Raw genomic sequence first — 23,576 nt, forward strand, 5'->3', positions numbered from 1 at the left:
TTTATTTTAGTTTTCTCTGTTTTATCCATTCTCTAAACGCTTCCTGTAGCCCTGCCTTACCATCGTAACAGATCACGTCAGGCAGGGAGTCTACAAACTGTTCATACACCGCCATCGGGTATCCCAGATCGATCATTTGCGTAGCGTCCTCCCCGTCGATGGCGTAGCGGTCAGCGAGATAAATACGCTTATTGGCGCGGGGGTGTATTGGGGGTAGCTTGCCTAACGTTCGATGCATCGGTTCAGAGCTTTTAAGAGAGCCAGTTTATTTACCTGTAACGGCGGACGTTTGTAGGTTTTCCAAAGCCGGGCCACAGCAGGGTGTATTTCGGGTAGTGTGAGCGTTTCCATGCCTATACAGTCATTTTTAGCGGCCCATCAACTATACCGTCTGCATCTGAATTAATGGCTCCTAGTGGGCTCATATCCATACCCATTGTCAGGAAGTAGTACCGGTTGTGTTCGCGCTTGAAACTGAGCGTTATCGTGCCAGGTATGCCGACTAGCCGCTGTTTCTTGATCTTCTTGACGTGAATTTCAACCGTTGTATTGGCGGGTTCCGTGGATTGGTAAGGCCGGTGAACCGTAATCAGGTTGTCGGTTTTGTTTGCCCACATCGCCCCACCCGACAAGTCGTAAAAATCAACGGGATCGTATTCGCCGTCCTTGTTTTTCTTCATGGCTTTGGGGTGAATGACCATGATGTAGGGAATGTTGTGCAGGAGAGCAAACCGTTTGCGTGAGGTCAGAAACTCCTCCAGGTATTGATCGTCCCGGTCTTTAAACTCACGGCTTAGCTGATTGAACGGATCAATCAGAACGCCGTTTACCCCTAATTCACGCAGACAATATTCAAAGTTGGATTCAACCTCTTCAATCGTCTGGCGCTCTTCCGGGTAGATGTAGTAAAAGTGGTTGGCGATGAAGTTGGCCGCCTGAGCGTATTGATTAGGCTTCATCACGTTAGCGTAGCTCTTATCGCATGACTTGCCCACCAGCGCATGAATCAGCGTATCATAGAACTCTTCCGCCGGGTAGCTCTCAGGACTGAACACCGCCCATTTCCAGCCCGACAGAACCGATTTGTAGAGCATGAGTTGCAGAATAAATTCGGACTTGCCGCTGTTGGGCCTGCCGGTGATTAAGGTAAAGTCCCCTTTCTTCCAGGTAAAGTGGTTATCGAGCGGCTCTAAATGCGTGGTTTCTCCTCTGGCCTTGCCGTTTTTGAACTGATACTGCATGGTGTCCCAGACCGAGGAAAGAAACTTAATGCCGTGGGTCGTCTCGGTTTTAGGCGCGGGCTGTTCTTCAGCCGTTTGTTCGTAGATGGGCTTTTCTTTGCCGTAGCGTATTCCATCGGAAATCGTGCGCTGCGCTTGCAGCACATCATGAACGCCGGGTTTATCGCGTATTTCGTCTTCCAGTACCTTGATGGCGTCGCTTTCGGACACCTTTCCGGCGGCAATGTAGCCACCGGCTAACGTAGCAGCCTTAAGCAGTATGTTGTGCTTTTCGCCGTCTTTGGCCCGCCGGATCATGTTCACGCACTTGTTGAGCAAACCAAAGTCGGTTGCTACCGGCGGCTTTTGCTGAGGGGGCGTATCGTCGGGGGCACTGTACCGCTCATACACCTCTGCCTCTTCATTGATGAAAATATCAGGATCGTAACTTTCAAAGCAGATGCGGGCTACGTCTTTGCCGGATTTGTCCAGCTCCATACCCACCTCTCCTAGCTCTTCCTGCAACGCTGTGAAGTGGCCCCGGTGAGCCGTGGCATTTTTGGGGATTCGGACCAGCGCCTTTACCCCTGTTCCCGATGGCGAAATCCAGGCGGCATACACAAACGGCAGCGTAGCGAGGTATCGTTTTGCGCCCTGCGGATCAGGCAGTTTGTCGAAGTCAAGGCACACATAGCCCGAATGCTGTATGATCGCTTCGTTTGCCCGCTTGGAGAACCGGCCCGAAAAACAGATGCAGGGTAGTTGCCGTTTGATCACATCGGCTTCCGTATGGTTGCCTTCGGCCCGGTAGTACCTGAGTTTTTCAACCAGATCTCGGCTGGCGCCATCACGTATGCGGTCAATGGCCGTTTGAAGGAAAATGTATTCTGGATTGTCGGCGGCTTTAAGATGTGTGAAATACGTTACGCCGGTTGGCCACTTGTGGCTAGGGTTTAGATTTGGTTCCATGCGAATTGTCTTAATCGTTCTTGTCCTTGTTGTTGCACACGCGCCCGTTCACGCCGGGCTTCTTCACTGAGTAGTTCTTCGTACGTGGTATGATCGCCGTGAAGGGGCTTTACTTTGGCCTGTCTGGATTGGTGTTCCTGCCATTTTTCATCCGTGTTATCAAAGACGACGCCCTTCCACCCATTGCCCGCTGAATCGTTCATGAGCTGAACAGCAAACTCTTCGTCGTACTTAGCCAGTTTATTGAGGTTGAATTGCAGTTGTTGCGGGGTTTTCTTTCGCCAGTTCGGCGTCTGACAAAGGGCAGTCCAGGCGAAGTGGAACGGTTCCCCAGCATAGGCGGGGAATTGCAATTCCTGCGCCGGTTCGCGCGCGGGCTTTTCTCTCTTTGGCTTTTCAGTTGGTGGCTCTACAGGCGGAACCTCTTCAACTGCTTCAGCCGCCAATGGCTCTTCTTTCTTTTCCCTGTTTTCCCTGTTTTCTGGTGTTTTACCTGTTTTAGTTGTTTGCACTTCAATTGCATCGTAATTGCAGTCTAATTGCACTGTAATTGCATCGCTATTGCAGTGCTTTTGCATAAATGCAATAGCTAGTTTTACCTTAGTGCCCTGCCCCTTTGTCTGCATGATGATCTCAATAATTCCCCATTCGGCCAGATCATCAATGGCTTTGGCTAACGTGTGCTGTGAGCCGATAAAGCTCATTTGCATGGTGTACAGGACAGGCAAATCCAATACCTCACGTTTAGTCCGGTTGCGTAGCTCACAAATCCAGGTATACAAACTATGATGGTGAGGTTTGCACCCAATCTGCATGGCCTCATTCGTCTCTACTTCTGCGTAGAAAGCCTTTGTTAAAAGATAGCCTTGATTCATAGGGCGCTAAGGGCTTCGTAGAACTCATTAACTGCCTGCATTGCTACGTGCGAACCGCCTTTGTCAGGATGATATTTGACAGCCAATTGCCGGTAAATGCGCTTGACTTCTGATTTAGGCTCAGCTTCTACTTTCGCATGCTTAGACGTATGCACAGACAACCCAAACCGTTCAGCCAGTTCAATACGAATAGCTACCTGAAGCGGCTCCGGGATCGTAAATGTCTCCAAAGCCAATCCCAGGTAGGACGCCGGAACCTCACAAAGGGGCTGGTAAGCGTATTTGCCAAAGGTGAATTGCATAGCTGGCAGTTATCTGAGAGATTAAAAACAGATTAAAAATTGCAGTAGTCTGCAAACATTTGTTTATATGCCCTTAATCTTTTACAAGCTCCAGTACTTCTTTGGCATTTTTTAACCGACGCTCCTTTCTACGCTTGATAACTTCCTTTACAGCATCCCAAATGACCTCATTATAAACCTTATGTCTATGAGCCATTAACCACCGTATATATCCATCATCGTAGGAAAAACCCCGCTCAGTCAACACACCACACACTTCCGTCGTGTAGCGCGTATCCTTCACTTGACCATAGAGTAAATCGATAGTAGCGGCATCGTAAGCCCTGTTTGTATTTTCCATGTGTTTGTTTATGTTTGTATCGGCGTTTGTTTAGATGTGATAAACGATCACTTGACAAACATAACTAAACATTTACGTAAACACAAACACACGTAAACATAAATTTATGGAAAACTTAAAGATTGAGAGACGGCAGCGTCTTATCGACTGGATCAACGAACATGAAGAAAAGAACGGTTACCGCCGGGTGGCCGAAAAAGCAGGGCTTAGTTCAATGGGCCTTTATCACGTCGTAACGGGTAAGAACTTCGTTACCCTGGATTTGATGGATGCCATTCGTTCGGCTTACGGGGATGAGTTTCCTTACAGCTACATCATGGATGGCACCAGAGAGCCAAAACGCGAATCAACCACGAAAGCAGTAGAGCCAATTCCTATTGCCATCGAAGCAACTGAGTTCAACATTAAAGACCATCCTGAGTATCTTAAGGTGAAAGCTGAGGCAGACCGGTACAAAGCCTTATTTGAACTGGAGCGCATGATTCGTGAACGCTCAGAGCAGGAAGCTGTTGAACTTCGTCAGGAAAACCGCGAGAGTACCCAGCTACTTCGTCAGATTGCAGCCAAGCAACTGTCTTTTCGTAAGTCAGATAGCCGCGTCACCGCTCAGCAGATGGATTCAGAGTTTTGGGGGTTTATTCACTACTATGCGTCGAACTTTCTGGCGATGGATCAACCGTCGCGGATCGATGCACTGAAGGCGACCTTCCAAACTGCGAACGCATCGGCCTAAGCGGGCTATCTGTCAGACCAGGCTTCGGGCCCGGTCGGTGGCTGAATGAAATGGAGAACTGAGGTATTTCCCCTACAAAAACCGCTACAAGGTTGGAAAACCCCTCAAAATACGCTGAAAACGCCGGGATCGGTGCGCGGCAATGGCGGAGCGATCCCCCGGCGTTTCAGTTCGGCGTCGGAAGCTGCACGTACGTCAACGAACCAGCCGTTGACCGCCCCGGTACGCCCTACGGCGACGGCTACGAAATCTTCACGGCGCTGGCCGCTCAGAAACCGGATTTCATGCTCTGGACTGGCGACAATACCTACACCCGCGAGGTAGACTGGAATACCCGCACGGGCGTGCTGCGCCGGTATACCCACACCCGGTCGCTGCCCGAAATGCAGCCGTTGCTGGCCGCTACCCATAACTACGCCATCTGGGACGATCACGACTACGGCCCCAACGATTCGGACCGGAGCTACTGGATCAAACCGGTTACGCTGGAAGCCTTCAAGCTGTTCTGGGCCAATCCCAATTTCATCTTTAACGAGGGTTGCACCGGTACGTTCTTCTGGCAGGATTGCCAGTTTTTTCTGCTCGACGACCGTACGTTCCGCGCCCCCAACGAAATGCCCGATGGCCCCGAAAAAGTGTATTTCGGCCCAAAGCAGCTTACCTGGCTGATCGACGCCCTGCGGTTCAGCCGCGCTACGTTCAAGTTCATCGTAACCGGCGGGCAGGTTATCAATCCGGTGAAGGCGTTTGAAAACTATTCGATGTACGGCACCGAACGGGACCAACTGCTCAAAGCCATCGCCGACGCCAACATTCCCGGGGTGCTGTTTATTACCGGCGACCGCCACCACACGATCGTGCACAAGCTGGACCGGCCCGGTACGTACCCGCTCTACGACCTGACCATTTCGCCCCTGACATCGGGCCCGGCCAAACCCCGTCCCGACGAACTTCAGCAGCCTACGTTTGTAGACGGTACCCTTGTGACCGACCGTAATTTTGGCCTGTTTAGTGTCAGTGGTCCACTGAAAGACCGGGTGCTGACCATCGACGTGTATGATCAGAAGGGAGCAAAGCGCTGGAACCGGACCATTCGAGCCAGCGAGCTGAAGTAAGGCCGGGATTACATGATTTCCCGGCACCCAACCCGGGCAAGCTGACAAAAATTACTACCAACATGAACCTGGAACGTTTTCCTGACCACAATACCTTATCGCAGCACGCGGCCGAACGGATGGCGGCTATCATCCGGCAGAAACCCGATGCCATCATCTGTGTAGCCTCGGGCGATACACCCATCGAAACGTATCGGCGGTTCGTTGCGCTGGTGCAGGCGGGTGCGGTGGATATCGGCCGGTGTACGTTCGTTGGCCTGGACGAATGGGTGGGTTTCGGGCCGGACGATATGGGCAGTTGCTCCTACTACGTCTACCGCGACCTGCTGACGCCCCTGGCGCTGCGCCCCGGGCAGATTTACTACTTCAACGCCAGAGCCGACGACCTCCGGGCCGAGTGCGAACGTATCGACCGGGTCATTCTGGAACATGGAGGACTCGATCTGCTACTGGTCGGTATGGGCATGAATGGCCACATCGCCCTGAATGAGCCGGGGATACCGTTCTCCAACTACTGCCACGTAGCCGAACTGGCCGAGACAACCAAAACCGTAGGCCAGAAGTATTTTACCCAGGAAACCACACTTACGCAGGGCATCACCATCGGGCTGCGCCACCTGACCGAAGCCCGCGAGGTGATCCTGCTGGTCAGCGGAGCCAAAAAAGCCCAGATTCTGCATCAGGCCCTGACCGGGCCCGTAACGGAGGAGGTGCCGGCCAGCATCATCCAGACGCACCCCAACGCCTACGTCTGGGTCGATGAAGGAGCCGGCAGTCTGCTACCGGCTTAAACAGCAAGCCCCGGCCAGATGACCGGGGCTTGCTGTTTACTGATTGATACGTCTGGGTCGACGACTACGACTGACCGTGCTTTTGTACGGGCACGGAAACGGTCATGTTATCCCAGGCAATGGTTACGCTGCTGTTCGCAGGCGTGATGGTCAATTTTTCAATTGGCGACTTGGCCGCCGATACCGGCACTTTCACCTGAGCAACGTCGCTGGCTTTGATTTTATCGTAATCGTAGGCACCCCACTGGCCCAGCGTACTGTTCAGGATAACCGTCCACTCTTTCTCATTGGGAATCGTAAAGAGCGTGTAGGTGCCGGCTTTCACCATTTTACCGCCAAACATCACATCATTTTTAAACGTAATCTCGGTAGCTTCATTAGCGCCTGTCCGCCACACTTTACCGTATTTTTCGAGACCCTTCTCACCAAAAATTACCCGTCCCCGCTTCGACGGCTGACCGTAAGCAACTTTGATGGATTTGTCAGGGCTCTCGACGGTCACACGTGGACTCATAGGGGGTTTTTTATCCTGTGCCTGAGCCATGGATACCATTGCAAACAGAACAAACAGAAAGGCACTGATCTTTTTCATACGTACGATCTGGTTTTTGTAAGTATCGTTGAATACGACACAAAGTAAACGATAGTTTTTGGTGTCCAATATAATTATCAAGTAGAATTACAGTATTTTTACTGACTAATGGTATGCACGCATACCACTTTTCCTCAACCGTTTCATCCGTATGGCAACTCCGTATTTTAGTAAGCGCAACCTGCAGTTTCTGCTCCACGAAGTCTTTCGGGCCGAGGAACTGACTCAATATGAGTACTTCAGTGCCCACGACCGCGAGACCTTCAACCTGGCCCTTGATTCGGCAACCTCTATCGCCGACACCCTCATGCATCCGTATCTGAAGGAGATTGACAAGAATCAGCCAGAGCTCAGAAATGGCCAGGTAACGGTACATCCGAAGGTCAGAGACTACCTGAAGGCCATGGGCGACGCCGGACTGATTGGCGCAGGTTTCTCCTTCGAACACGGCGGGCAGCAGCTTCCCGAACTGATCAGTTCCAGCATCGGCTTCATCCTGATGGCGGCCAACAACGGCATGATGTACACCGGCCTGACCTCAGGAGCCGCTCACCTCATTACGTCGTTTGGATCGCCGGAGCTGCAGGCAGCGTATGTACCTAACATGCTGGCCGGTACGTGGCAGGGCACTATGGCCCTTACCGAACCGCAGGCCGGCTCTTCTCTTTCCGATGTTAGTACAACGGCTTACCCGCAGCCTGACGGCAGCTATAAAATCAAAGGGCAAAAGGTCTTTATTTCGGCCGGCGACCACGATGCCACCGACAATATTATTCACCTGATGCTGGCCCGCATTGAAGGAGCGCCCAGGGGGACTAAGGGCATTTCGCTGTTTGTGGTACCGAAATACCGGCTCGACGGCACCGACAACGACGTAACGTCGACGGGTATCTACCACAAAATGGGTCAGCATGGGGTTCCGGCCATGCACCTGACGATGGGTGAGCGCGACGATTGCATTGGCTACCTCGTTGGGGAACCGCACCACGGGCTCCCGTACATGTTCCAGATGATGAACGAGGCCCGGATTGGGGTGGGTATGACGGCTGCAGCCATCGCTACGGCGGCTTACCACGCGGCTCTTCAGTACGCCCGCGAGCGCCCCCAGAGCCGTCGCCTGAATGAGAAAAGCCAGCTTGATAGTCCCCAAACGCCCATCATCAACCACCCCGACGTCCGGCGGATGCTGCTGTTTCAGAAAGCGGTTACGGAAGGTTCCTTATCGCTGCTGCTCGAAGCCGCCCGGCTCTACGACATCAGCCAGGTAGCCGAGGGTGACGAGAAAGAAAATGCGTTTCTGCTGCTCGACCTGCTGATGCCCATGGCCAAGAGTTACCCGTCGGAGATGGGCGTTCAGTCGGTCAGCCAGAGCGTGCAGACGTTTGGCGGATACGGCTATACGGAAGACTTTCCGGTAGAACAGCTTTACCGGGATATTCGCATTACGCCCATCTACGAAGGCACGACGGGCATTCAGGCGCAGGATCTGCTGGGTCGGAAAATGACCATGAAGGGCGGTAAGGCTCCGCAGCTGCTGTTCGCCGAAATAAGCAAGACGATTGCCGAAGCCGGTACGTTCGACGATCTGAAACCCTATGCCGACCAGCTCACGGCCGAGTTGAAACGAACGCAGGACGTAATGATGGCCCTGATGCCGCATGCGCAGCAGGGAAATATCGAACGCTACCTGTCGGATGCTACGTTGTTCCTCGACCTGATGGGTATCGTAGTTGTGGCCTGGCAGTGGCTGAAGCAGGCCGTTGTGGCCAAACAGGCTCTGCTGACCCAGAACCCGCAGGGCGACGAACTGGCCTTTTACGAAGGGAAGATTCACACGATGAAGTTTTTCTTCCACTACGAAGTGCCCAAAACGCTGGGGCTCGCCGTGCGGCTGAAGGATACGGAAGTGCTGACAATCGTATCGGAGAAAGAGCTGGCACTGTAGTATTCTATAATTATCTATGGCTTAGTTTTTCTGTCATCCCAATGAACGAGGGATGACAGAAAACGCCCGGTTCGAACCGGGCGTTTTGGTTCCTGAGGCATAACAGCGGGTTATCGGGCATAGTATACTTTTAATCGGTCGCATACTGATAAGCTCGTACCTTTGTGGTTTAGTCAACTACGTTGTCGAATGCCTTTGATTGCTCCATCGAGTTATCAGCCACCGGCCCGGCTCTGGAACGGCCACCTGCAAACGATTGCCCCCTCCTTGTTCCGCAAGGTTGCGGTTTCCTACACCCGCGAACGCATCGATACGCCCGACGATGATTTTCTGGATCTGGATTGGGCGGAGGGCTCGGGGCATGGGGCTGGGGGTGCAGGCATGCTTCCTACGCCCGAAGCCCCGAGCCCCAAACCACCCTTAGCCATCCTCTCCCACGGTCTCGAAGGCGACACAACCCGGCCGTATCTGGCGGGGATGGTCCGGCATCTGACCCGGAACGGCTTCGACTGCCTGGCCTGGCACTACCGATCGTGCAGCGGTGAACTGAACCGGCAGGCCCGGTTCTACCACATTGGCGAAACGAGCGACCTGGACCTGGTCATCAACTACGCCCTCGACAAAGGATACACGTCGGTTAATCTGGTCGGTTTCAGCGCGGGCGGCAACGTAACGCTCAAATACCTCGGTGAGCGGGGCGATACGGTGCACCCGGCCATTCGGCGGGCCGTGGTGTTCTCGGTACCGCTGGACCTGATTACCGCTACCAGACGACTCGAAACCTGGGACAGCCTGATCTACAATTACCGGTTCAGCCGGACCCTCAAGCGCAAGGTGTTTGAGAAAGCGAAGGTGATGCCGGATAAAATCAACATCGATGGCCTGCGAAAAGCCCGGACGGTCCGCGAATTTGACGATCTGATCACGGCCCCGCTTCACGGCTTCCGGGACGTAACCGACTACTATACCCGCAACAGTTCGCTGCAGTTTGTATCAAAAATCACCGTACCGACCCTGATTGTTAACGCGCGGAATGACCCTTTTCTGTCGCCCGAATGTTTCCCCGAACAACTGGCGCGGGAACTAGCAAACGTATGGATGGAGTTTCCGCAGCAGGGCGGCCACTGTGGCTTCCCGTCAAAGACCGGTGGCCTTGCTGGTACGTACTGGTCGGAAGAGCGGGCCGTAGCGTTTTTAAAGGAAGCTTAACCCGGGTTATGTAAAACCGCTGACAAACCAAGCGGATGCGCATCATTCGACCCCGTGCTGTTCTGACCCATAACCACTTTGGTATCGATTATGAACTGATTTGGTGAATTATAACCGTACCTTTGTCTTCACTTCAACAAACTATCGAACCGATATTAAAAAGAGTCGCCCGGCGACTCAGTTGTTGAATCAGCCTGAATACTACTATGCTTACCAAAGCTTCCAATGTCGGCACAACCGACCAGGGTCCAACACCCACAGAGCACGGAACGCCCGATCGTGGCCCGGCTGAACGCAGCCCGACTGATCAAACGTACTTTGTCATTGATTTCGACAGCACCTTTACGAAGGTTGAAGCGCTCGACGTACTGGGTGAGATCTCGCTCATTGGCCGGCCCGACCGCGACGATGTGCTGAATCAGATCAAGGTCATCACCGATCGGGGCATGTCGGGTGAGATTTCGCTGGCCGAATCCCTCCGGCTCCGTCTGAAACTGCTGAATGCGCACCGGGACCATCTGCCGGCGCTCGTTGAAACGCTGATGGGTAAAATTTCCGATTCGTTTCAACGTAATAAATCGTTCCTGACCGAAAACGCTGACCGCATTTACGTTGTGTCGAGTGGGTTCAGAGAGTTCATCGTGCCCATCGTTACGGCACTGGGTATCAAGGAAGACCACGTTTTTGCCAATACGTTTGAGTTCGACGAAGCGGGCAACATCACCGGCTGCGACTGCAACAATCCGCTTTCGACCGACAAAGGTAAGGTCAAGCTCATCCGCGATATGAAACTCGACGGCGACGTGTACGTCATCGGCGACGGTTACACGGACTACGAAATCCGGGAGGCTGGTCTGGCCAACAAATTCTATGCGTTCACGGAAAACGTTGTTCGTCCGAAAGTGATCGAGAAAGCCGATTCCATCTCGCCGTCGCTGGACGATTTTCTCTTTGAAAACAAGCTGAGCCGGAGTCAGTCGTACCCGAAGAGCCGGATTAAAGTTCTGCTGCTCGAAAATGTTCACCCCGTAGCGGTGCAGTTGTTCGAACAGGAAGGCTTTAACGTCGAGATCCGCAAGGGTGCCCTCGACGAAGATGAGCTGATTGAAGCCATCCAGGGCGTTCATATTCTTGGTATCCGCTCAAAGACGCAGGTGACACGCCGGGTCATCGACAGTGCCAGCAAACTGATGGCCATCGGGGCGTTCTGCATCGGTACGAACCAGATCGACCTGGAAGCCTGCACCGAAAAAGGCATTGCCGTGTTCAATGCCCCCTATAGCAACACCCGGTCGGTAGTGGAACTGGCCATCGGCGAAATCATCATGCTCATCCGGAACATCGTCCCCAAGAGCAACCTGATGCACAAAGGTGTATGGGACAAATCGGCGAAAAACAGCTTTGAAGTCCGGGGCAAGAAACTGGGTCTGATCGGCTACGGTAATATCGGCACGCAGCTTTCGGTTGTGGCCGAAGCTTTGGGTATGGAAGTCTATTTCTACGACGTAGTGGACAAACTGGCCCTTGGCAACGCCCGCAAGTGCAAATCGCTCGACGAACTACTGGCGGTTTCGGACATCATCAGCCTGCACACCGACGGGCGCAAGGAAAACAAAGGCCTGATCAGCTACCGGGAGTTCGGGATGATGAAAAATGGCGTGATTTTTCTGAATCTGTCGCGTGGTCATATCGTAGACATTCCGGCGCTGGTCGATGCCATCGAGCGGGGCAAGGTAGCCGGCGCGGGCATTGACGTGTTCCCCTACGAACCGAAAACAAATCAGGAGGAATTTATAAACGACCTGCGTAACCTGCCGAACGTTATTCTGACCCCACACATCGGGGGCAGCACGGAAGAAGCTCAGGAAAACATCGGCAACTTCGTGCCGGGCAAGCTGCTGGAATACATCAACAACGGCAGCACCTACGGCAGCGTAAATTTTCCGGAACTGCAACTCCCCCTGCTGAAAGGGTCGCACCGGCTGCTGCATATCCACGCGAATGTACCGGGCATTCTGGCGCAGATGAATAACATTTTCGGCAAGTACCACATCAATATTCAGGGACAGTATCTGAAAACGACCGAGCAGATCGGCTACGTCATCTCCGACATTGCCAAAAACTACTCCGACGAAGTCGTGCAGGAACTGAAGAATATTGACAATACCATCAAGTTCAGATTGTTGTATTAAAAGGAGGAGGGAGGAAAGGAGTAAGGGAGAAAAGGAAATTGGCAATCCTGCTTTTCCCCTTCCTCCTTTCCTCCCCTTCCTCCTTTCCTCCTTTCTATGAAAAACACCTACTTCACGCCCGGCCCGGCCGAGTTATATCCAACGTTTTATCAACACCTGCAAACGGCGCTGGATGAGCAGATCGGCTCCATTTCGCACCGCAGCCAGACGTTTCGGGATATTTATAAGCATACCGACGAGCAACTCCGTACCTTGCTCAATATTCCGGCCACGCACGGTATTTTCTTTACCGGGTCCGCGTCGGAAGTGTGGGAGCGGATACTGCTCAATTGCGTCGAGCACGAGAGTTTTCACCTGGTCAACGGGTCGTTTTCAAGAAAATTTTACGACTACGCCCAGTCACTGCACAAATACGCCCACCTGGCCGAAAAGCCGTTTGGTGAGGGGTTCGACTACGCCGACATAGAGGTGCCCGAATACGCCGAACTGGTCTGCGTAACTCACAACGAAACCTCGTCGGGGGTGCAGATGCGTCCGGCCGAAATCCATAAACTGAAGCGGAAATACAGTAAAAAGCTGTTCTGCGTCGACATCGTGTCCTCGGCCCCCTACCCCGATCTTGATTTCAGCATCATCGACTCGGCGTTCTTTTCGGTACAGAAAGCGTTCGGCATGCCCGCCGGACTGGGCGTCTGGATCGCCGGGAAATCCTGTCTGGAAAAAGCTGAGCGCCTGCAACGCTACGACGGCATGACGATCGGTGCCCATCATACCCTGCCGACGCTCTGGAAAAACTACCAGACGTTTGAAACGCCCGCTACGCCCAATGTGCTGGGCATTTACATTCTGGGGAAGATAGCGGAAGATTTCAACCGGATCGGCATCGACACCCTGCGTCGGCAAACCGAGGAAAAAGCCCGGATGCTGTACAAATTCCTGGAAAACCACGCTGACTATGAGCCTTTTGTAGCCGACGACAGACACCGGTCCCAGACGGTCATCGTTGCTAAGACGAAGCAGCCTTCGGCCGACGTAATCAACGCGGCCCGACAGGCCAATATGGTTATAGGCAGCGGTTACGGTAAGTTCAAAGAGTCGCAGATACGTATTGCCAACTTCCCGGCAACTTCGGTTGACCAGGTAGCGGCCCTCATTGAGCAATTAAAAAAGTAGCCGCGCAAATTTAACATTATAAGGCATGAAGTCCACTGTTAAGCTACGGTGGACTTTTTTGTTGTATTTTACCGGCATCACCATTCTGACCGGCTAAACCTTAAATTTCTTTTTTAGTTAATGAGTTAGTAGTTCCAGACACACAAAAACGCATAACTCAACGACTATGAGATCTGTATTAGTTACCTCACTTATACTGCTGTTTACATCGGCCGCAGCGTTCGCGCAGAACGATTCGACTAACCGCGACCGACCCATTATCAGCAACGAAACCGAGCAGGAAATTCGCCAGAAAGCCAACAAGGTTAAAGAGGATATTCAGGAAGAGGTTGAAGAAAGCCGCGACTACATCCGCGCCAACCAGCTGGACTGGTTTCAGCCGGGTAGCGTATTCATTGGCGGGGGACTGGGCGTCGGAACGGGCGGTGGCAATGCCTACCTGGCCGTGAACACCCGCGCCGGCTACTTCTTCCAGGAGGGTTTCATGGGCGGCCTTCGCTACGATTTTGACCGGCGGGTCGGCGAACGCTACCGGGCCCGTCAGGCAGGTCTGTTCGTACGGTATTATCCCTTCCGGACGCGGGTCAGCAGCTTTCTGGGAGCCGGGTACAACTTCGGCCGTGAATTCTCAGACAACATTCCGGAAGATCAGAAAGCCCGTTACAACAGCGTCAACCTGGAACTGGGTATCATGTTCTGGATACTGCCCAGTCTGGGCTTCGAGGGAGCTTTTGAAAACAACTACTACGACCGGGTTGATCCGGCAGCCGGACGCAGCAAAGGTGGCCGGTTCAAATTCGGGGTCAACTATTATTTCGGCCGGACCGGGCAGCGGCTGTAAAGGCTGTTCAATGAAGCAGGGGCGTAGCCGCGTGGTTTGCACACGGCTACGCCCCTGCGTTATAAACCCGGTTTTTACGCGGTTACTTTCTGCACGGCCGGTTCCGGTGCGAGCGTAGCCATGCGCTTTTTGAGTTGTTTCTTCATGTAGTTACGTATCGGCTTCTCCATACCTTCGTACACAGCGGCCGACACCGCAATCAGCACAACCAGGAAGGCTACGCACACGTATTTGTAAGGCCAGTCAACGAACTCGTCGAAGAAGTACAGCATCAGAATAGACACGGGCACCTGCAGAATGAAAAGACCATAGCCAATCTCACCCAGGTAAATCAGCGGCCGGGTACTCAGCAGCCGGGAGAACCAGTTTTCGGCCAGGCATACGCTCATGATAATGAACATGAAAACCGGCGCGAAAATGATGCTGTTTTTGAACAGCACCTGCGTAGCGAAACCCATGATGAGCAGCATCGCTCCGGACCCGATGAACGCAGCCGCGTGTATTTTCGAAGCACTGGCTTTCAATTGCGGGTAGTGACGTACCATCATGAATCCGCCGAGCATACCAACAATGAATTCCGGTATGTGAAACGGAGGCCAGTAGAAGCCCCAGTCGACAGGCATACCGTTCTGGACACACAGGAAGTGCACAATCAGGCTGCCCACCCAGACCAGCACTATATTGCGGACCAGCGCCGGGGTTTCCTGCTTGTTCATCCAGCCATAGAGAGCCGGAGCCAGCAGGCTTAGCAGCACCTCGATGCAAAGCGTCCAGCTTACGTAGTTGTAGATCAGGGCGTAGTTGGGATACCAGGCGTGCAGGAGCAAAGCATTCAGAATCAGCTTATCAGCCCGCAACGGCGGTACGTCGGCCGTGGGGTTATAGCTCACAACAGCCAGTTGCAGACCCACGGTCAGGACCAGCGCCAGAATGTGCAGCGGGTAAATCCGGGCAAACCGGTTAATCCAGAACAGCCCGGACGGAATAGCCTTCGGTGCTTCGCCGTTGCGTACGATCGATACAATCAGCAGAAAACCCGTCAGCACGAAAAAATAGCTGAGCAACGAATTGGCGTATTCGAGAATGTGGCCGAAGAACGGAATCGACAGCATCGCTTCGGAATGGCCGAAGTGAAACAGCAGCACGATCATGGCCGCGATGAAGCGAGTAAATGTCAGTTGGGGGAAGCGCATAATGGTAACATAGCGAGACGTATCAGCAAGGTTACCGAACTCCCCCCAACTTCGCAATGAAATTTAGTAGATGGAGACTGCTACTCTACGCGGTAGGCCACCAGCTTGTTGCCAAAAAACGTAGGGACAACCAGCAGCTTGCGGCCGGCCACGTACTCAATATCGGCCGAGTTGATCTTTTGTTCGCGGGTGTCGAGCAGTTGCTGCTTGGTTCCGTCGGCACTGACGTGGAAGACCTGGCCATTCCAGTCAGAAACGAAGTAGTTCCCTTTTCCTTCTGGTACGATGCCATCCGTTGCGGCCATGCCATCCGCAATGGTCATCATGGTTTTGGTGTTGAGGTCGAGTGCCCGCAATGCACCGATTTTCGTACTGCCGACCATCAGCCGGTTTTTGTCGACCGCCAGCACGCCATTGGGATTATTCAGTTGATCGCCCTCCATCAAAACCTCCCATTTGTCGTCTTTCAGGCGGTACAGTTTATTGAAGCGGCTGTCAGAAACGAACACCGTGCCGTCCTTCGCTACGGTTACGTCGTTCAGAAAAGCGGCTTTGGTATCGACCGCATCCCAGGTTTTTTCGGCCTGACCGGTTTCAAGGTTGATAGCCACCAGCCGATACACGTCGGTTACGTACAGACGATTTTTATAAATCCCCATGCCTTTGGGCGCATTGAGCCCTGACGTCCAGCGCAGGTTTTCGATCTTACCATCGAGCGACACTTTCGAAATGAACCCGCTCCCATCCAGGGCATCCGCTTTTCCGTCGATATTGGCTACGTATAGCACCCTGGCTTTGTCGTCGTAGAGCACCGACTCGGGTGTGCGGAGAGTGGTGTCCGTTTCCCAGGCTTTCACCAGCTTCATGGGCTTCGGCTTGAAAGCAGGTGTGAGGGCTGCCAGACCAAGGCCAGCCAGAATTGCGGTTAAGGTAACAATCTTCATAGAACCACCAGGATAAAAAGAGATGACACAAAAAATCAAAAAAATTTTATTGCAAAAAAAAGGGCACTGATAGTGTATACGTTTCAAAAATGGTGGAACCATAGAATTTTTCCAACCAATACCCTAAGAACTCCTGCTTTTTAGCAAAACAAACTGAAAATGAACTCGTTTACTACCTCGCACACGAAACCAAAATACGGGTATGGAACAACAACAGTCTCTTGCTGCGTGGTCACAGGTACCAACGTTGCCGTTAAAGGAAAGCATCCGTGACATGATCCGGCTGCAACGCGACTATCAGTTATCTGATGAATTGTTCTGGGAAATCTTCAATGCCAGAGTACTACTCAACGAGCAAATCGACGTCAACGCCTTCGTTCAGGCCATTGGACATCCGCATGCCAGGGCCTGATCGTGTGTCATCATTCGTCATGCTGGTTCTGAATGACCGGCATGACGAATGCCGCACACGTTGTTACGTTTAGGTATCAAATTGCGCTCTTCCTGCAATTATTGTTTACAATTACGTAATTTAGGGCCGATCTGCCACATATCTGCCCTACATGATTGTAGAAATCAATCCTTCCTCACCTGGGTTATTCGCTGGTCAGCCTCTGACCGGTGTTGACTGTAAGTCACTTACCGAACATCAGGACAGCCGCGGCTCGTTCACCGAAGTTTTCCAGCAATATTGGGGTACCTGCCTGACGCCAACGCAATGGAGCCTGGTTCGTTCTGAACCGAATGTCTTTCGGGGAATGCACCTGCACCTGCGGCACGACGAATATTTTTGCCTGATCGAGGGCCATTGTCTGGTCGGTTTATACGATGCTCGCCCCCATTCGCCAACCCGCAACCAATGGGCACTGTACGAGTTGTTCGGCACGGATCTGAAAGCGCTTGTTTTCCCGAGGGGTTTACTCCACGGCTGGTATTTTTTCACGCCATCCGTCCATTTACAGGCCGTTTCGGAATCATTCGTTAACTACGGGCACGACGACAACCACGGTTGCCGCTGGGACGACCCCGATCTGGGGATTCCCTGGGGTATTACCGACCCGATTCTTTCGGAGCGGGCCAGTAACTTTCCTCCGCTGCGTCATCTGCTGGCGGATTTAGCCAACGATGCACCTTCCAGCTAAGCCAACCGGGCAATTCTGACAGGCTGCGTCCGCGCAGGGCCAGCCACGACAACCGCATGTGATTTCGATCCTGGATCAGGTGCATCAACGCCTGATCGACCACGGACTCTATGCCGCCCGGCTGCTCCAGCAGAGCACTCCAGGGTTTTAGTTCTTCATACCGCTGTGCTGTACTCCAGCCAGGGTGCCCTCCGCGCTTAAAATACAACAGGGTCGGCAGCCAGCCCGCCACCGGCCGACAGTCGGGCTGGGCCAGCATCTGCTGCCACATGTACCGATCGGTAGGTATACCGGCCGGGGTTGTTTGCCAGCCGTGTGGCAATGACCGGTAAAAGTCGAGCGTGTGCCCCACAGCCGACAAAATTGCCTGTACTGCTGCGTCGGCTTTTACGGGTCGGTACGGAACGAACAGCCGCTGATCGCGCCGGACCTGATAGAAGTTCGTAGCCGCCAGGTTTCCGCTTTCCAGCAGCCGGCTTAACGTTTGCAGGTGATTCGGCAGCCACAGATCGCGGTCGCAGAGGTAGGCAACCAGCCGCCCGCGGGCTTCCTGCAACGCTTCATGCCGATAGACCTCTCCCCGGCGTGGGTGCTTTGGGTAATCGAAGAAACGAATCCGGGCATCCTGCCGGATCAAGTCCTGTATGGTATCGCGGGTCTGATCGTTTACTCCATCACCGATGATGAATACTTCCAGGTCGGGCACGGTTTGCCGCAATACGCTGCCAATGCAGAACGGCAGCAACGGCCCGCGGTCCGTTGTAGTAGGAATAAGAACTGTAGCCGTCAGGCTCATGCGTTTTTTTGGCTCAAAGCTATTAATTCTTCCAGTACCCGCACCACCTCAATGCCCTCGGCCAGATCGCTGACCGGTGCATCGCCCCCCCGCAAGTACGTCAGAAAAGCGGCCAATTCCCGTTGCAGCGGGGATACGGCTTCAAAAAATCGGCGCTCGTGTCGGCGGGCATCGGGCGGGGTTTGGTCAGTTCCCCACCAGATATCCACGTAATCGACCAGTTCGTCGGCCAGTACGGCTACACCCCTGGTACCATGAAGCCGGATCTCCCGGCGTTTGTCGGCGTACCGGGTCGATACGTCGATCACAACTCCGGGGCGGTCGCCCAGCAGGGCCGTCATCCCCCGAATTGCGCTTCCGTGCCGCTCCGCAATGGCCGCCCTGGGCGGGGGTATGTGTCCGAGGAGTTCCAGAGCGATGGTTAGATCATGGGGAGCCAGCGTCCACAGACTATCAGTATCGGTACGCGGACTAGTCCAGTTGGTACGTGTCGTTTTCAGCAATAGTACGTCGCCCAGTTCGCCGGAGCGGGCCAGTTCGCCGAGCAGTTGTACACCGGAATGATAACGCCAGATGTGCATCAGGAAGGTTGGCGGCAAAACCAGCGCACCAATGGCCTGTGCATCGGCCAGAGACGTCGCCAACGGTTTTTCCACGAAGATGGGTTTGCCGAACGTAGCGATCTGCGTCAGCACGTCCCGGTGCGTAGTGGCCGGTGTCGCCACGATAAGGCCATCGCAGACACGAAGGGCGTCGGACTGGTCCGTTACGTGCAACGCCCCGTGTTGCAGCGCCCACTGACGCTGGTCAGCATCGGGGTCGCAGACAGTTACGCTGGCCCCGAGCGTAATCAGATCGTTCAGTATGTTCCGGCCCCAGATACCGCAGCCCAGCAATCCGATGTGCAGCATACCGGTCAGCTTAATCGAACATCAAACAGCTCCCTCGACCGGGCATACACGAAAGCGACAACCACCAGCGTGACAATGCCCCCCAGCATGACAGACGGTACGGTTCCCAGCAGGCTGGCCGCCAGTCCGGACTCAAAAGCACCGATTTCGTTGGACGAGCTCACGAAGATCCCGTTAACGGCCGCCACACGTCCGCGCATGTGGTCGGGCGGAAAAATCTGCAGGATCGTCTGCCGGATAATCACGCTGACGCTGTCGAAAGCGCCGGTGAGGGCCAGCATAACCAGGGACAGGTAAAAATTCGTAGAGATCGAAAAGATCAGGGTGGCCGCGCCAAAACCCGCAACGGCCAGCAGCATATTCCGCCAGGCATTATACGTGGGTGGGTATTTAGCCATGAGCAGCATCGTTACGACAGCCCCCACCGATGGTGCCGCCCGCAGAAAGCCCAGCCCCTCGGCACCTACCTTCAGAATATCTTCGGCAAACACGGGCAGGATCGCCACTACGCCACCGAACAGCACCGAAAACAGATCGAGCGAGATGGCGTACAGCACAATACGGGTGCTGAACACGAACCGGAACCCTTCCTTCAGGCTCTCGCGAAACCCGAGCAAAGGTTCGTCACTAACCGGTACGGGTCGGCGTTTGATGAAGGTAATCAACAGAAAGCACACCACCAGCAGGCCAATAATAACGATCAGGGTATTATCCAAACCCACCCAGTTATACAGAAACCCCGCTACGCCCGGACCGACAATGGCCCCCGCCTGCCAGAACGAACTGCTCCAGGTGGCCGAATTAGGGTACAGCGCCCGGGGCACCAGAAATGGCTTCAGCGATGAACTGGCCGGAGAATAGAAGCCCTTGGCCGTACCAATCAGCATCAGTACGCCATAGATTACCGCCAGCCGCGCCGTCTGCGTAAGTTGCTCGACCAGCGAAGGCTGAAACGCCAGATACAGGATAACGGACCCCAGAATGATAACCAGCAGGCTGTACTGCAACAATCGTTTTTTGTCGTACCGGTCGGCCAGATGCCCCCCAAACAGCGACAGCGCAATGAACGGAATGGCCTCGGCCAGCCCGACGAGTCCAAGGGCCAGCGGGTCGCGCGTCATCTTGTACAGTTCGTACCCCAGAATGACCTCCTGAATCAGCAACGTAGCCGTAATCAGGAAGCTGTTCGTGACGAAATATCGAAACTCAGGAATGCGCAGAGACGCGTAGGGATCATTGGGAAGCGGAACGGTCGTCATTCGTTTAATCACCAATTCAACGTTGGTTACGTTGATTAACCGATTAATCCTGAATTTTGTGCCGAAGTACCCAAGAATCTGATAAAGCCGTCTACGTCGCTCCGGCGACTGTGCCTCATGAAACTAAAAATCTGCTGCATCAGCAGCACCGACGAAGCCCGCACCGCCGTAACAGCCGGAGCCGATGCCCTCGGGCTGGTAGGAGCCATGCCCAGCGGTCCCGGCGTCATTGCCGACGATCTGGCGCAGGCCATCGTCCGCGTTACGCCCCCGCCCATCGCTACGTTCATGCTCACCAGCGAAATCACCGTCGACGGCATCCTTGCGCACCATCGCCGGGTCGGTGCCAACACCATTCAACTCGTCGATGCGGTGCCGGCCGGTACGTATGCGCAACTGCGGGCGGCACTCCCGGCCGTTAAACTGGTTCAGGTCATCCACGTGCTGGACGACGTCAGCGTTGACGAGGCCCTCCGGGCTGTCGACGACGGAGCCGACGCCCTCCTGCTTGACTCCGGCAACCCGAATCTGGCCGTGAAGGAACTGGGCGGCACCGGCCGGGTTCATAACTGGCAGGTTAGCCGAAAGATCGTTCAGCAGTCGGCGGTGCCGGTTTTTCTGGCGGGCGGTCTGCGGCTCCACAACGTACAGGAAGCCATCGATACCGTGCAGCCGTTCGGGCTGGACATCTGCAGTGGCGTCCGCACCGACGGCCATCTGGACCCCGCCAAACTGGAGGCCTTCGTAGCCGCCGTGCGCTGAGCGACAGGGGTTAACAAAAAAGCCGCGCCGGGACTGTCCTGGCGCGGCTTTAGGTATGGATACGAATCTGTGTACTCAGGCGAGCCTTAGGCAATCGCGATTTCTTTCACAGTCTTCTCTTCTTTTACTTCCACTTTGGGCAGATCAATTTTCAGAATACCGTCCGTATAAGCGGCCTGAATCTGATCAGCATTTACGTTTTTCGGCAGGCGGAAGCTGCGCTCAAACGCGCTGTAGCCAAACTCTTTACGCGTAAATTTCTCGGTAGTTTCTTCCGTCTTTTCTTCGTGCTTGTACGCGATAGTCAGGCGGTTATTCTCTACGTTAACTTTCACATCCTCTTTTTTCAAGCCGGGAGCGGCCAGTTCGAGGTGGAAAGCGGTTTCATCTTCTTTCACATTCACCGCCGGTACGTTCGGCCGTTCATTCTGATAACGGGCAATGACCGGACGGCCAAAGAAACGGTTAAAATCGCGGGCAAAAGCCTGGTCAAACAAGGTAGGGAAGTTATTATAACGAACTAAAGTTGCCATTGTCGTAGTGTTAATTGGTTGTTTATAATCAAACACACCGATCTATTGGCAAACAGTATACCACTGCCGAAAACATTATATTTTACAGACATTATGTCTTGTTTTGGGTTAAAACCTCGACCAATCCAGACAAAATGACACAAAAGGAATTTCTGAGCCTGTCAAAACATGAGTATACTTATCAACAAGTATACATTCAACGTACCTACTTTGAGTAGTTGACAGCAGCACTGTTTACTGATCTATTGAACTCATTTAGAGGGGGGCACGAAGAAACTTAACAGAGCTTTGCTTTTTTTCATCATATATAAACCCCTAATTTTAGCCCGCTAAATAATATAATACCTACCATTCCTACATTTTTATCCTATGACGCGACGTTTCCTGCCGCTGGCTCTGCTATGCATCTGGGCTGGTTTTTCAACGGCCACGGCCCAGCAAACAGCCGCCGATTTTTTTGAGAACGGGATTACCCGTAGTAAAACCGGCGATTTTACGGGCGCTCTTCAGGCTTTCAGTATGGCCATCACGATGAATCCGGAAAATGCAGCCAGCTATTACAACCGGGGTCTGGCCAAAGCTAATCTCAAAGATCACCGCGGGGCTATTCTGGACTACGACCGGGCCATCGAGCTCAATGCCAAAGATGCGCTGGCTTACCTCAGCCGGGGGGTCAGCAAGAGCAAACAGGATGATCACCGGGGGGCGCTGCTCGATTTCAGCCGGGCCATCGAACTCAACCCCGACGATCCGCAGACGTACTACAACCGGGGGGTCAGCCGGAGCCGAATCGAACAGCACCGGGGCGCCCTCGCCGACTTCACCAGAACCATCGAACTCGAACCCAACAACGTACCGGCGCTTTATGCCCGGGGCATTACCAAACAAAAGCTGGAGGATTACGCCGGTAGTCTTGCCGATTTCAGCAAGGTGCTGGAGATGAACCCCCGGCGTGCGCAGGCCTTCGCCGGTCGTGGGGTGTCAAAACTTGAGCTGAAAGATTACACCGGTGCCATCGCCGACCTCAATTCCGCCATTGAACTGGGTCCCGAAGATGCCGAATCCTTCTACTACCGCGGTTTTGCCAAGGCTAAACTCGAAGACTACAAAGGGGCGCTGGCCGATTACAGCCGCACCCTGACTCTCAACGGCGACAACTTCCGGGCCTACTACGGTCGGGGTTTCTGCCGCAGCAAACTGGGTGATCAGAAGGGCGCCATTCAGGATTTCAACACGGCCATCGAAGCGAACAACACGAATGCCGACGCCAAAATCTATTACAACGGGAAGATCACCCGGCAAACCCTCGACAACCTCCGCAACGTAGTGCAGGAACGTAATAAAATCAACGCCCTATCCGACGAACGGGCCGAAGCCTACTACAGCCGGGCGGTCAGCAAGAACAAACAGGGCGACGCCAAAGCCGCCATCGTCGACCTCAACAAGGCAATTGAACTCAGCCCAACCTATGCCGAAGCGTATTTTACCCTGGGCATGATCAAATCGGCGCTGGGCGACCAGAAAGGAGCCGTGATGGACTTGAACAGCGCCATCAAACTGAACCCCCGCTATGCCGAAGTGTATTACGTCCGGGGTGTCATCAAACATGCCCTCGGCGACGAAAACGGCGGCTGCCTCGACCTCTCGAAAGCCGGCGAACTGGGCTACACGCCGAGCTACAAAGTCATCAGCGATTATTGTAATTAGAGGGAGAAAAGGAGGAAGGGGAGGAAAGGAGA

General features: G+C 53.8%; 24 protein-coding genes. 12 read left to right on the plus strand and 12 right to left on the minus strand.

The features are described from left to right. Nucleotide 1 precedes the first annotated feature (1 nt). The 5 genes from DYU11_RS20265 to DYU11_RS20285 all read right to left on the minus strand — a co-directional run bounded on the left by DYU11_RS20265 (nucleotide 2) and on the right by DYU11_RS20285 (nucleotide 3,706). Nucleotides 2–238 (minus strand): hypothetical protein, encoded by a 237-nt coding sequence (locus tag DYU11_RS20265; protein ID WP_119669552.1) that lies wholly within the window; start codon nucleotides 236–238, stop codon nucleotides 2–4. 115 nt (nucleotides 239–353) lie between these two features. Beyond that, a complete protein-coding gene (locus DYU11_RS20270; protein ID WP_119669553.1) occupies nucleotides 354–2,189 on the minus strand; it encodes a BT4734/BF3469 family protein in 1,836 nt (611 codons plus the stop codon). Beyond that, nucleotides 2,174–3,064, minus strand: a complete 891-nt coding sequence (locus DYU11_RS20275; protein ID WP_119669554.1) for a hypothetical protein — start codon at nucleotides 3,062–3,064, stop codon at nucleotides 2,174–2,176. Before DYU11_RS20275 ends, DYU11_RS20270 begins: the two co-directional genes overlap by 16 nt. Next, the gene (locus tag DYU11_RS20280) at nucleotides 3,061–3,366 is read right to left on the minus strand and encodes a J domain-containing protein (RefSeq protein WP_119669555.1); all 306 of its coding nucleotides are present in this window, start codon (nucleotides 3,364–3,366) and stop codon (nucleotides 3,061–3,063) included. The genes DYU11_RS20275 and DYU11_RS20280 overlap by 4 nt, the downstream gene beginning before the upstream one ends. A 73-nt stretch (nucleotides 3,367–3,439) precedes the next feature. Beyond that, nucleotides 3,440–3,706, minus strand: a complete 267-nt coding sequence (locus tag DYU11_RS20285; RefSeq protein ID WP_119669556.1) for a hypothetical protein — start codon at nucleotides 3,704–3,706, stop codon at nucleotides 3,440–3,442. Between the two features lie 106 nt (nucleotides 3,707–3,812). Between DYU11_RS20285 and DYU11_RS20290 the strand changes: the two genes are divergently transcribed. The 3 genes from DYU11_RS20290 to DYU11_RS20300 all read left to right on the plus strand — a co-directional run bounded on the left by DYU11_RS20290 (nucleotide 3,813) and on the right by DYU11_RS20300 (nucleotide 6,345). Beyond that, a complete protein-coding gene (locus tag DYU11_RS20290) occupies nucleotides 3,813–4,439 on the plus strand; it encodes a VIT1/CCC1 transporter family protein (RefSeq protein ID WP_119669557.1) in 627 nt (208 codons plus the stop codon). 92 nt (nucleotides 4,440–4,531) lie between these two features. Further along, the gene (locus DYU11_RS20295; protein ID WP_229365952.1) at nucleotides 4,532–5,554 is read left to right on the plus strand and encodes an alkaline phosphatase D family protein; all 1,023 of its coding nucleotides are present in this window, start codon (nucleotides 4,532–4,534) and stop codon (nucleotides 5,552–5,554) included. A gap of 62 nt (nucleotides 5,555–5,616) precedes the next feature. After that, nucleotides 5,617–6,345, plus strand: coding sequence for a 6-phosphogluconolactonase (locus tag DYU11_RS20300; RefSeq protein WP_119669558.1), 729 nt, complete (start codon nucleotides 5,617–5,619; stop codon nucleotides 6,343–6,345). Between the two features lie 64 nt (nucleotides 6,346–6,409). Here the strand turns inward: DYU11_RS20300 and DYU11_RS20305 are convergent, their stop codons facing one another. Next, nucleotides 6,410–6,937, minus strand: a complete 528-nt coding sequence (locus tag DYU11_RS20305) for a DUF2911 domain-containing protein (protein ID WP_119669559.1) — start codon at nucleotides 6,935–6,937, stop codon at nucleotides 6,410–6,412. A 151-nt stretch (nucleotides 6,938–7,088) separates the two neighbouring features. On the opposite strand from DYU11_RS20305, the gene DYU11_RS20310 reads away from it, so the two are divergent. The 5 genes from DYU11_RS20310 to DYU11_RS20330 all read left to right on the plus strand — a co-directional run bounded on the left by DYU11_RS20310 (nucleotide 7,089) and on the right by DYU11_RS20330 (nucleotide 14,297). Then, complete coding sequence (locus DYU11_RS20310) at nucleotides 7,089–8,882, plus strand: acyl-CoA dehydrogenase (RefSeq protein WP_119669560.1); 1,794 nt, start codon at nucleotides 7,089–7,091, stop codon at nucleotides 8,880–8,882. Nucleotides 8,883–9,071: 189 nt separating this feature from the next. After that, complete coding sequence (locus tag DYU11_RS20315) at nucleotides 9,072–10,091, plus strand: YheT family hydrolase (protein ID WP_119669561.1); 1,020 nt, start codon at nucleotides 9,072–9,074, stop codon at nucleotides 10,089–10,091. Between the two features lie 206 nt (nucleotides 10,092–10,297). Continuing rightward, nucleotides 10,298–12,283, plus strand: coding sequence for a phosphoglycerate dehydrogenase (gene serA, locus DYU11_RS20320; protein WP_229365953.1), 1,986 nt, complete (start codon nucleotides 10,298–10,300; stop codon nucleotides 12,281–12,283). A 96-nt stretch (nucleotides 12,284–12,379) separates the two neighbouring features. Continuing rightward, nucleotides 12,380–13,456, plus strand: coding sequence for an aminotransferase class V-fold PLP-dependent enzyme (locus DYU11_RS20325; RefSeq protein ID WP_119669562.1), 1,077 nt, complete (start codon nucleotides 12,380–12,382; stop codon nucleotides 13,454–13,456). Between the two features lie 166 nt (nucleotides 13,457–13,622). After that, nucleotides 13,623–14,297, plus strand: coding sequence for a hypothetical protein (locus tag DYU11_RS20330; protein WP_119669563.1), 675 nt, complete (start codon nucleotides 13,623–13,625; stop codon nucleotides 14,295–14,297). A 74-nt stretch (nucleotides 14,298–14,371) separates the two neighbouring features. Here DYU11_RS20330 and DYU11_RS20335 read toward each other — a convergent pair whose 3' ends face one another. Together DYU11_RS20335 and DYU11_RS20340 are read right to left on the minus strand one after the other, a co-directional pair. Further along, nucleotides 14,372–15,490, minus strand: coding sequence for an acyltransferase family protein (locus tag DYU11_RS20335; protein ID WP_119669564.1), 1,119 nt, complete (start codon nucleotides 15,488–15,490; stop codon nucleotides 14,372–14,374). Between the two features lie 80 nt (nucleotides 15,491–15,570). Next, complete coding sequence (locus DYU11_RS20340; RefSeq protein ID WP_119669565.1) at nucleotides 15,571–16,434, minus strand: SMP-30/gluconolactonase/LRE family protein; 864 nt, start codon at nucleotides 16,432–16,434, stop codon at nucleotides 15,571–15,573. Nucleotides 16,435–16,636: 202 nt separating this feature from the next. Between DYU11_RS20340 and DYU11_RS20345 the strand changes: the two genes are divergently transcribed. Both DYU11_RS20345 and DYU11_RS20350 read left to right on the plus strand, forming a co-directional pair. Next, nucleotides 16,637–16,846, plus strand: a complete 210-nt coding sequence (locus DYU11_RS20345) for a hypothetical protein (protein WP_119669566.1) — start codon at nucleotides 16,637–16,639, stop codon at nucleotides 16,844–16,846. 151 nt (nucleotides 16,847–16,997) lie between these two features. Continuing rightward, on the plus strand, nucleotides 16,998–17,576 hold the full coding sequence (locus DYU11_RS20350) for a dTDP-4-dehydrorhamnose 3,5-epimerase family protein (protein WP_119669567.1): 579 nt from the start codon (nucleotides 16,998–17,000) through the stop codon (nucleotides 17,574–17,576). On the opposite strand, the gene DYU11_RS20355 is transcribed toward DYU11_RS20350, so the two are convergent. From DYU11_RS20355 to DYU11_RS20365, 3 genes are read right to left on the minus strand one after another with little or no spacing between them, the layout of a single operon-like run. Beyond that, the gene (locus tag DYU11_RS20355) at nucleotides 17,485–18,372 is read right to left on the minus strand and encodes a glycosyltransferase family A protein (protein ID WP_119669568.1); all 888 of its coding nucleotides are present in this window, start codon (nucleotides 18,370–18,372) and stop codon (nucleotides 17,485–17,487) included. The two genes, DYU11_RS20350 and DYU11_RS20355, sit on opposite strands and share 92 nt — an antisense overlap. Further along, entirely contained in the window at nucleotides 18,369–19,283 is a 915-nt protein-coding gene (locus DYU11_RS20360; RefSeq protein WP_119669569.1) for a Gfo/Idh/MocA family protein, read from the minus strand. The genes DYU11_RS20355 and DYU11_RS20360 overlap by 4 nt, the downstream gene beginning before the upstream one ends. Nucleotides 19,284–19,288: 5 nt before the next feature. Continuing rightward, nucleotides 19,289–20,542, minus strand: coding sequence for an MFS transporter (locus DYU11_RS20365; RefSeq protein ID WP_119669570.1), 1,254 nt, complete (start codon nucleotides 20,540–20,542; stop codon nucleotides 19,289–19,291). 117 nt (nucleotides 20,543–20,659) lie between these two features. On the opposite strand from DYU11_RS20365, the gene DYU11_RS20370 reads away from it, so the two are divergent. Next, on the plus strand, nucleotides 20,660–21,304 hold the full coding sequence (locus DYU11_RS20370) for a phosphoribosylanthranilate isomerase (RefSeq protein WP_119669571.1): 645 nt from the start codon (nucleotides 20,660–20,662) through the stop codon (nucleotides 21,302–21,304). 86 nt (nucleotides 21,305–21,390) lie between these two features. Here DYU11_RS20370 and DYU11_RS20375 read toward each other — a convergent pair whose 3' ends face one another. Beyond that, complete coding sequence (locus DYU11_RS20375; RefSeq protein WP_119669572.1) at nucleotides 21,391–21,837, minus strand: Hsp20/alpha crystallin family protein; 447 nt, start codon at nucleotides 21,835–21,837, stop codon at nucleotides 21,391–21,393. A 369-nt stretch (nucleotides 21,838–22,206) separates the two neighbouring features. On the opposite strand from DYU11_RS20375, the gene DYU11_RS20380 reads away from it, so the two are divergent. Then, the gene (locus DYU11_RS20380) at nucleotides 22,207–23,544 is read left to right on the plus strand and encodes a tetratricopeptide repeat protein (protein WP_119669573.1); all 1,338 of its coding nucleotides are present in this window, start codon (nucleotides 22,207–22,209) and stop codon (nucleotides 23,542–23,544) included. The last annotated feature ends 32 nt before the right edge of the window (nucleotides 23,545–23,576 follow it).

The sequence above is a fragment of the Fibrisoma montanum genome (assembly GCF_003583365.1).
In the GTDB taxonomy this organism is placed as follows: domain Bacteria; phylum Bacteroidota; class Bacteroidia; order Cytophagales; family Spirosomataceae; genus Fibrisoma; species Fibrisoma montanum.

Coding starts and splice junctions, on each gene's coding strand:
- DYU11_RS20265 (WP_119669552.1), bottom strand. CDS start 238: ATGCATCGAACGTTAGGCAAGCTACCCCCAATACACCCCCGCGCCAAT.
- DYU11_RS20270 (WP_119669553.1), bottom strand. CDS start 2,189: ATGGAACCAAATCTAAACCCTAGCCACAAGTGGCCAACCGGCGTAACG.
- DYU11_RS20275 (WP_119669554.1), bottom strand. CDS start 3,064: ATGAATCAAGGCTATCTTTTAACAAAGGCTTTCTACGCAGAAGTAGAG.
- DYU11_RS20280 (WP_119669555.1), bottom strand. CDS start 3,366: ATGCAATTCACCTTTGGCAAATACGCTTACCAGCCCCTTTGTGAGGTT.
- DYU11_RS20285 (WP_119669556.1), bottom strand. CDS start 3,706: ATGGAAAATACAAACAGGGCTTACGATGCCGCTACTATCGATTTACTC.
- DYU11_RS20290 (WP_119669557.1), top strand. CDS start 3,813: ATGGAAAACTTAAAGATTGAGAGACGGCAGCGTCTTATCGACTGGATC.
- DYU11_RS20300 (WP_119669558.1), top strand. CDS start 5,617: ATGAACCTGGAACGTTTTCCTGACCACAATACCTTATCGCAGCACGCG.
- DYU11_RS20305 (WP_119669559.1), bottom strand. CDS start 6,937: ATGAAAAAGATCAGTGCCTTTCTGTTTGTTCTGTTTGCAATGGTATCC.
- DYU11_RS20310 (WP_119669560.1), top strand. CDS start 7,089: ATGGCAACTCCGTATTTTAGTAAGCGCAACCTGCAGTTTCTGCTCCAC.
- DYU11_RS20315 (WP_119669561.1), top strand. CDS start 9,072: ATGCCTTTGATTGCTCCATCGAGTTATCAGCCACCGGCCCGGCTCTGG.
- serA (WP_229365953.1), top strand. CDS start 10,298: ATGCTTACCAAAGCTTCCAATGTCGGCACAACCGACCAGGGTCCAACA.
- DYU11_RS20325 (WP_119669562.1), top strand. CDS start 12,380: ATGAAAAACACCTACTTCACGCCCGGCCCGGCCGAGTTATATCCAACG.
- DYU11_RS20330 (WP_119669563.1), top strand. CDS start 13,623: ATGAGATCTGTATTAGTTACCTCACTTATACTGCTGTTTACATCGGCC.
- DYU11_RS20335 (WP_119669564.1), bottom strand. CDS start 15,490: ATGCGCTTCCCCCAACTGACATTTACTCGCTTCATCGCGGCCATGATC.
- DYU11_RS20340 (WP_119669565.1), bottom strand. CDS start 16,434: ATGAAGATTGTTACCTTAACCGCAATTCTGGCTGGCCTTGGTCTGGCA.
- DYU11_RS20345 (WP_119669566.1), top strand. CDS start 16,637: ATGGAACAACAACAGTCTCTTGCTGCGTGGTCACAGGTACCAACGTTG.
- DYU11_RS20350 (WP_119669567.1), top strand. CDS start 16,998: ATGATTGTAGAAATCAATCCTTCCTCACCTGGGTTATTCGCTGGTCAG.
- DYU11_RS20355 (WP_119669568.1), bottom strand. CDS start 18,372: ATGAGCCTGACGGCTACAGTTCTTATTCCTACTACAACGGACCGCGGG.
- DYU11_RS20360 (WP_119669569.1), bottom strand. CDS start 19,283: ATGCTGCACATCGGATTGCTGGGCTGCGGTATCTGGGGCCGGAACATA.
- DYU11_RS20365 (WP_119669570.1), bottom strand. CDS start 20,542: ATGACGACCGTTCCGCTTCCCAATGATCCCTACGCGTCTCTGCGCATT.
- DYU11_RS20370 (WP_119669571.1), top strand. CDS start 20,660: ATGAAACTAAAAATCTGCTGCATCAGCAGCACCGACGAAGCCCGCACC.
- DYU11_RS20375 (WP_119669572.1), bottom strand. CDS start 21,837: ATGGCAACTTTAGTTCGTTATAATAACTTCCCTACCTTGTTTGACCAG.
- DYU11_RS20380 (WP_119669573.1), top strand. CDS start 22,207: ATGACGCGACGTTTCCTGCCGCTGGCTCTGCTATGCATCTGGGCTGGT.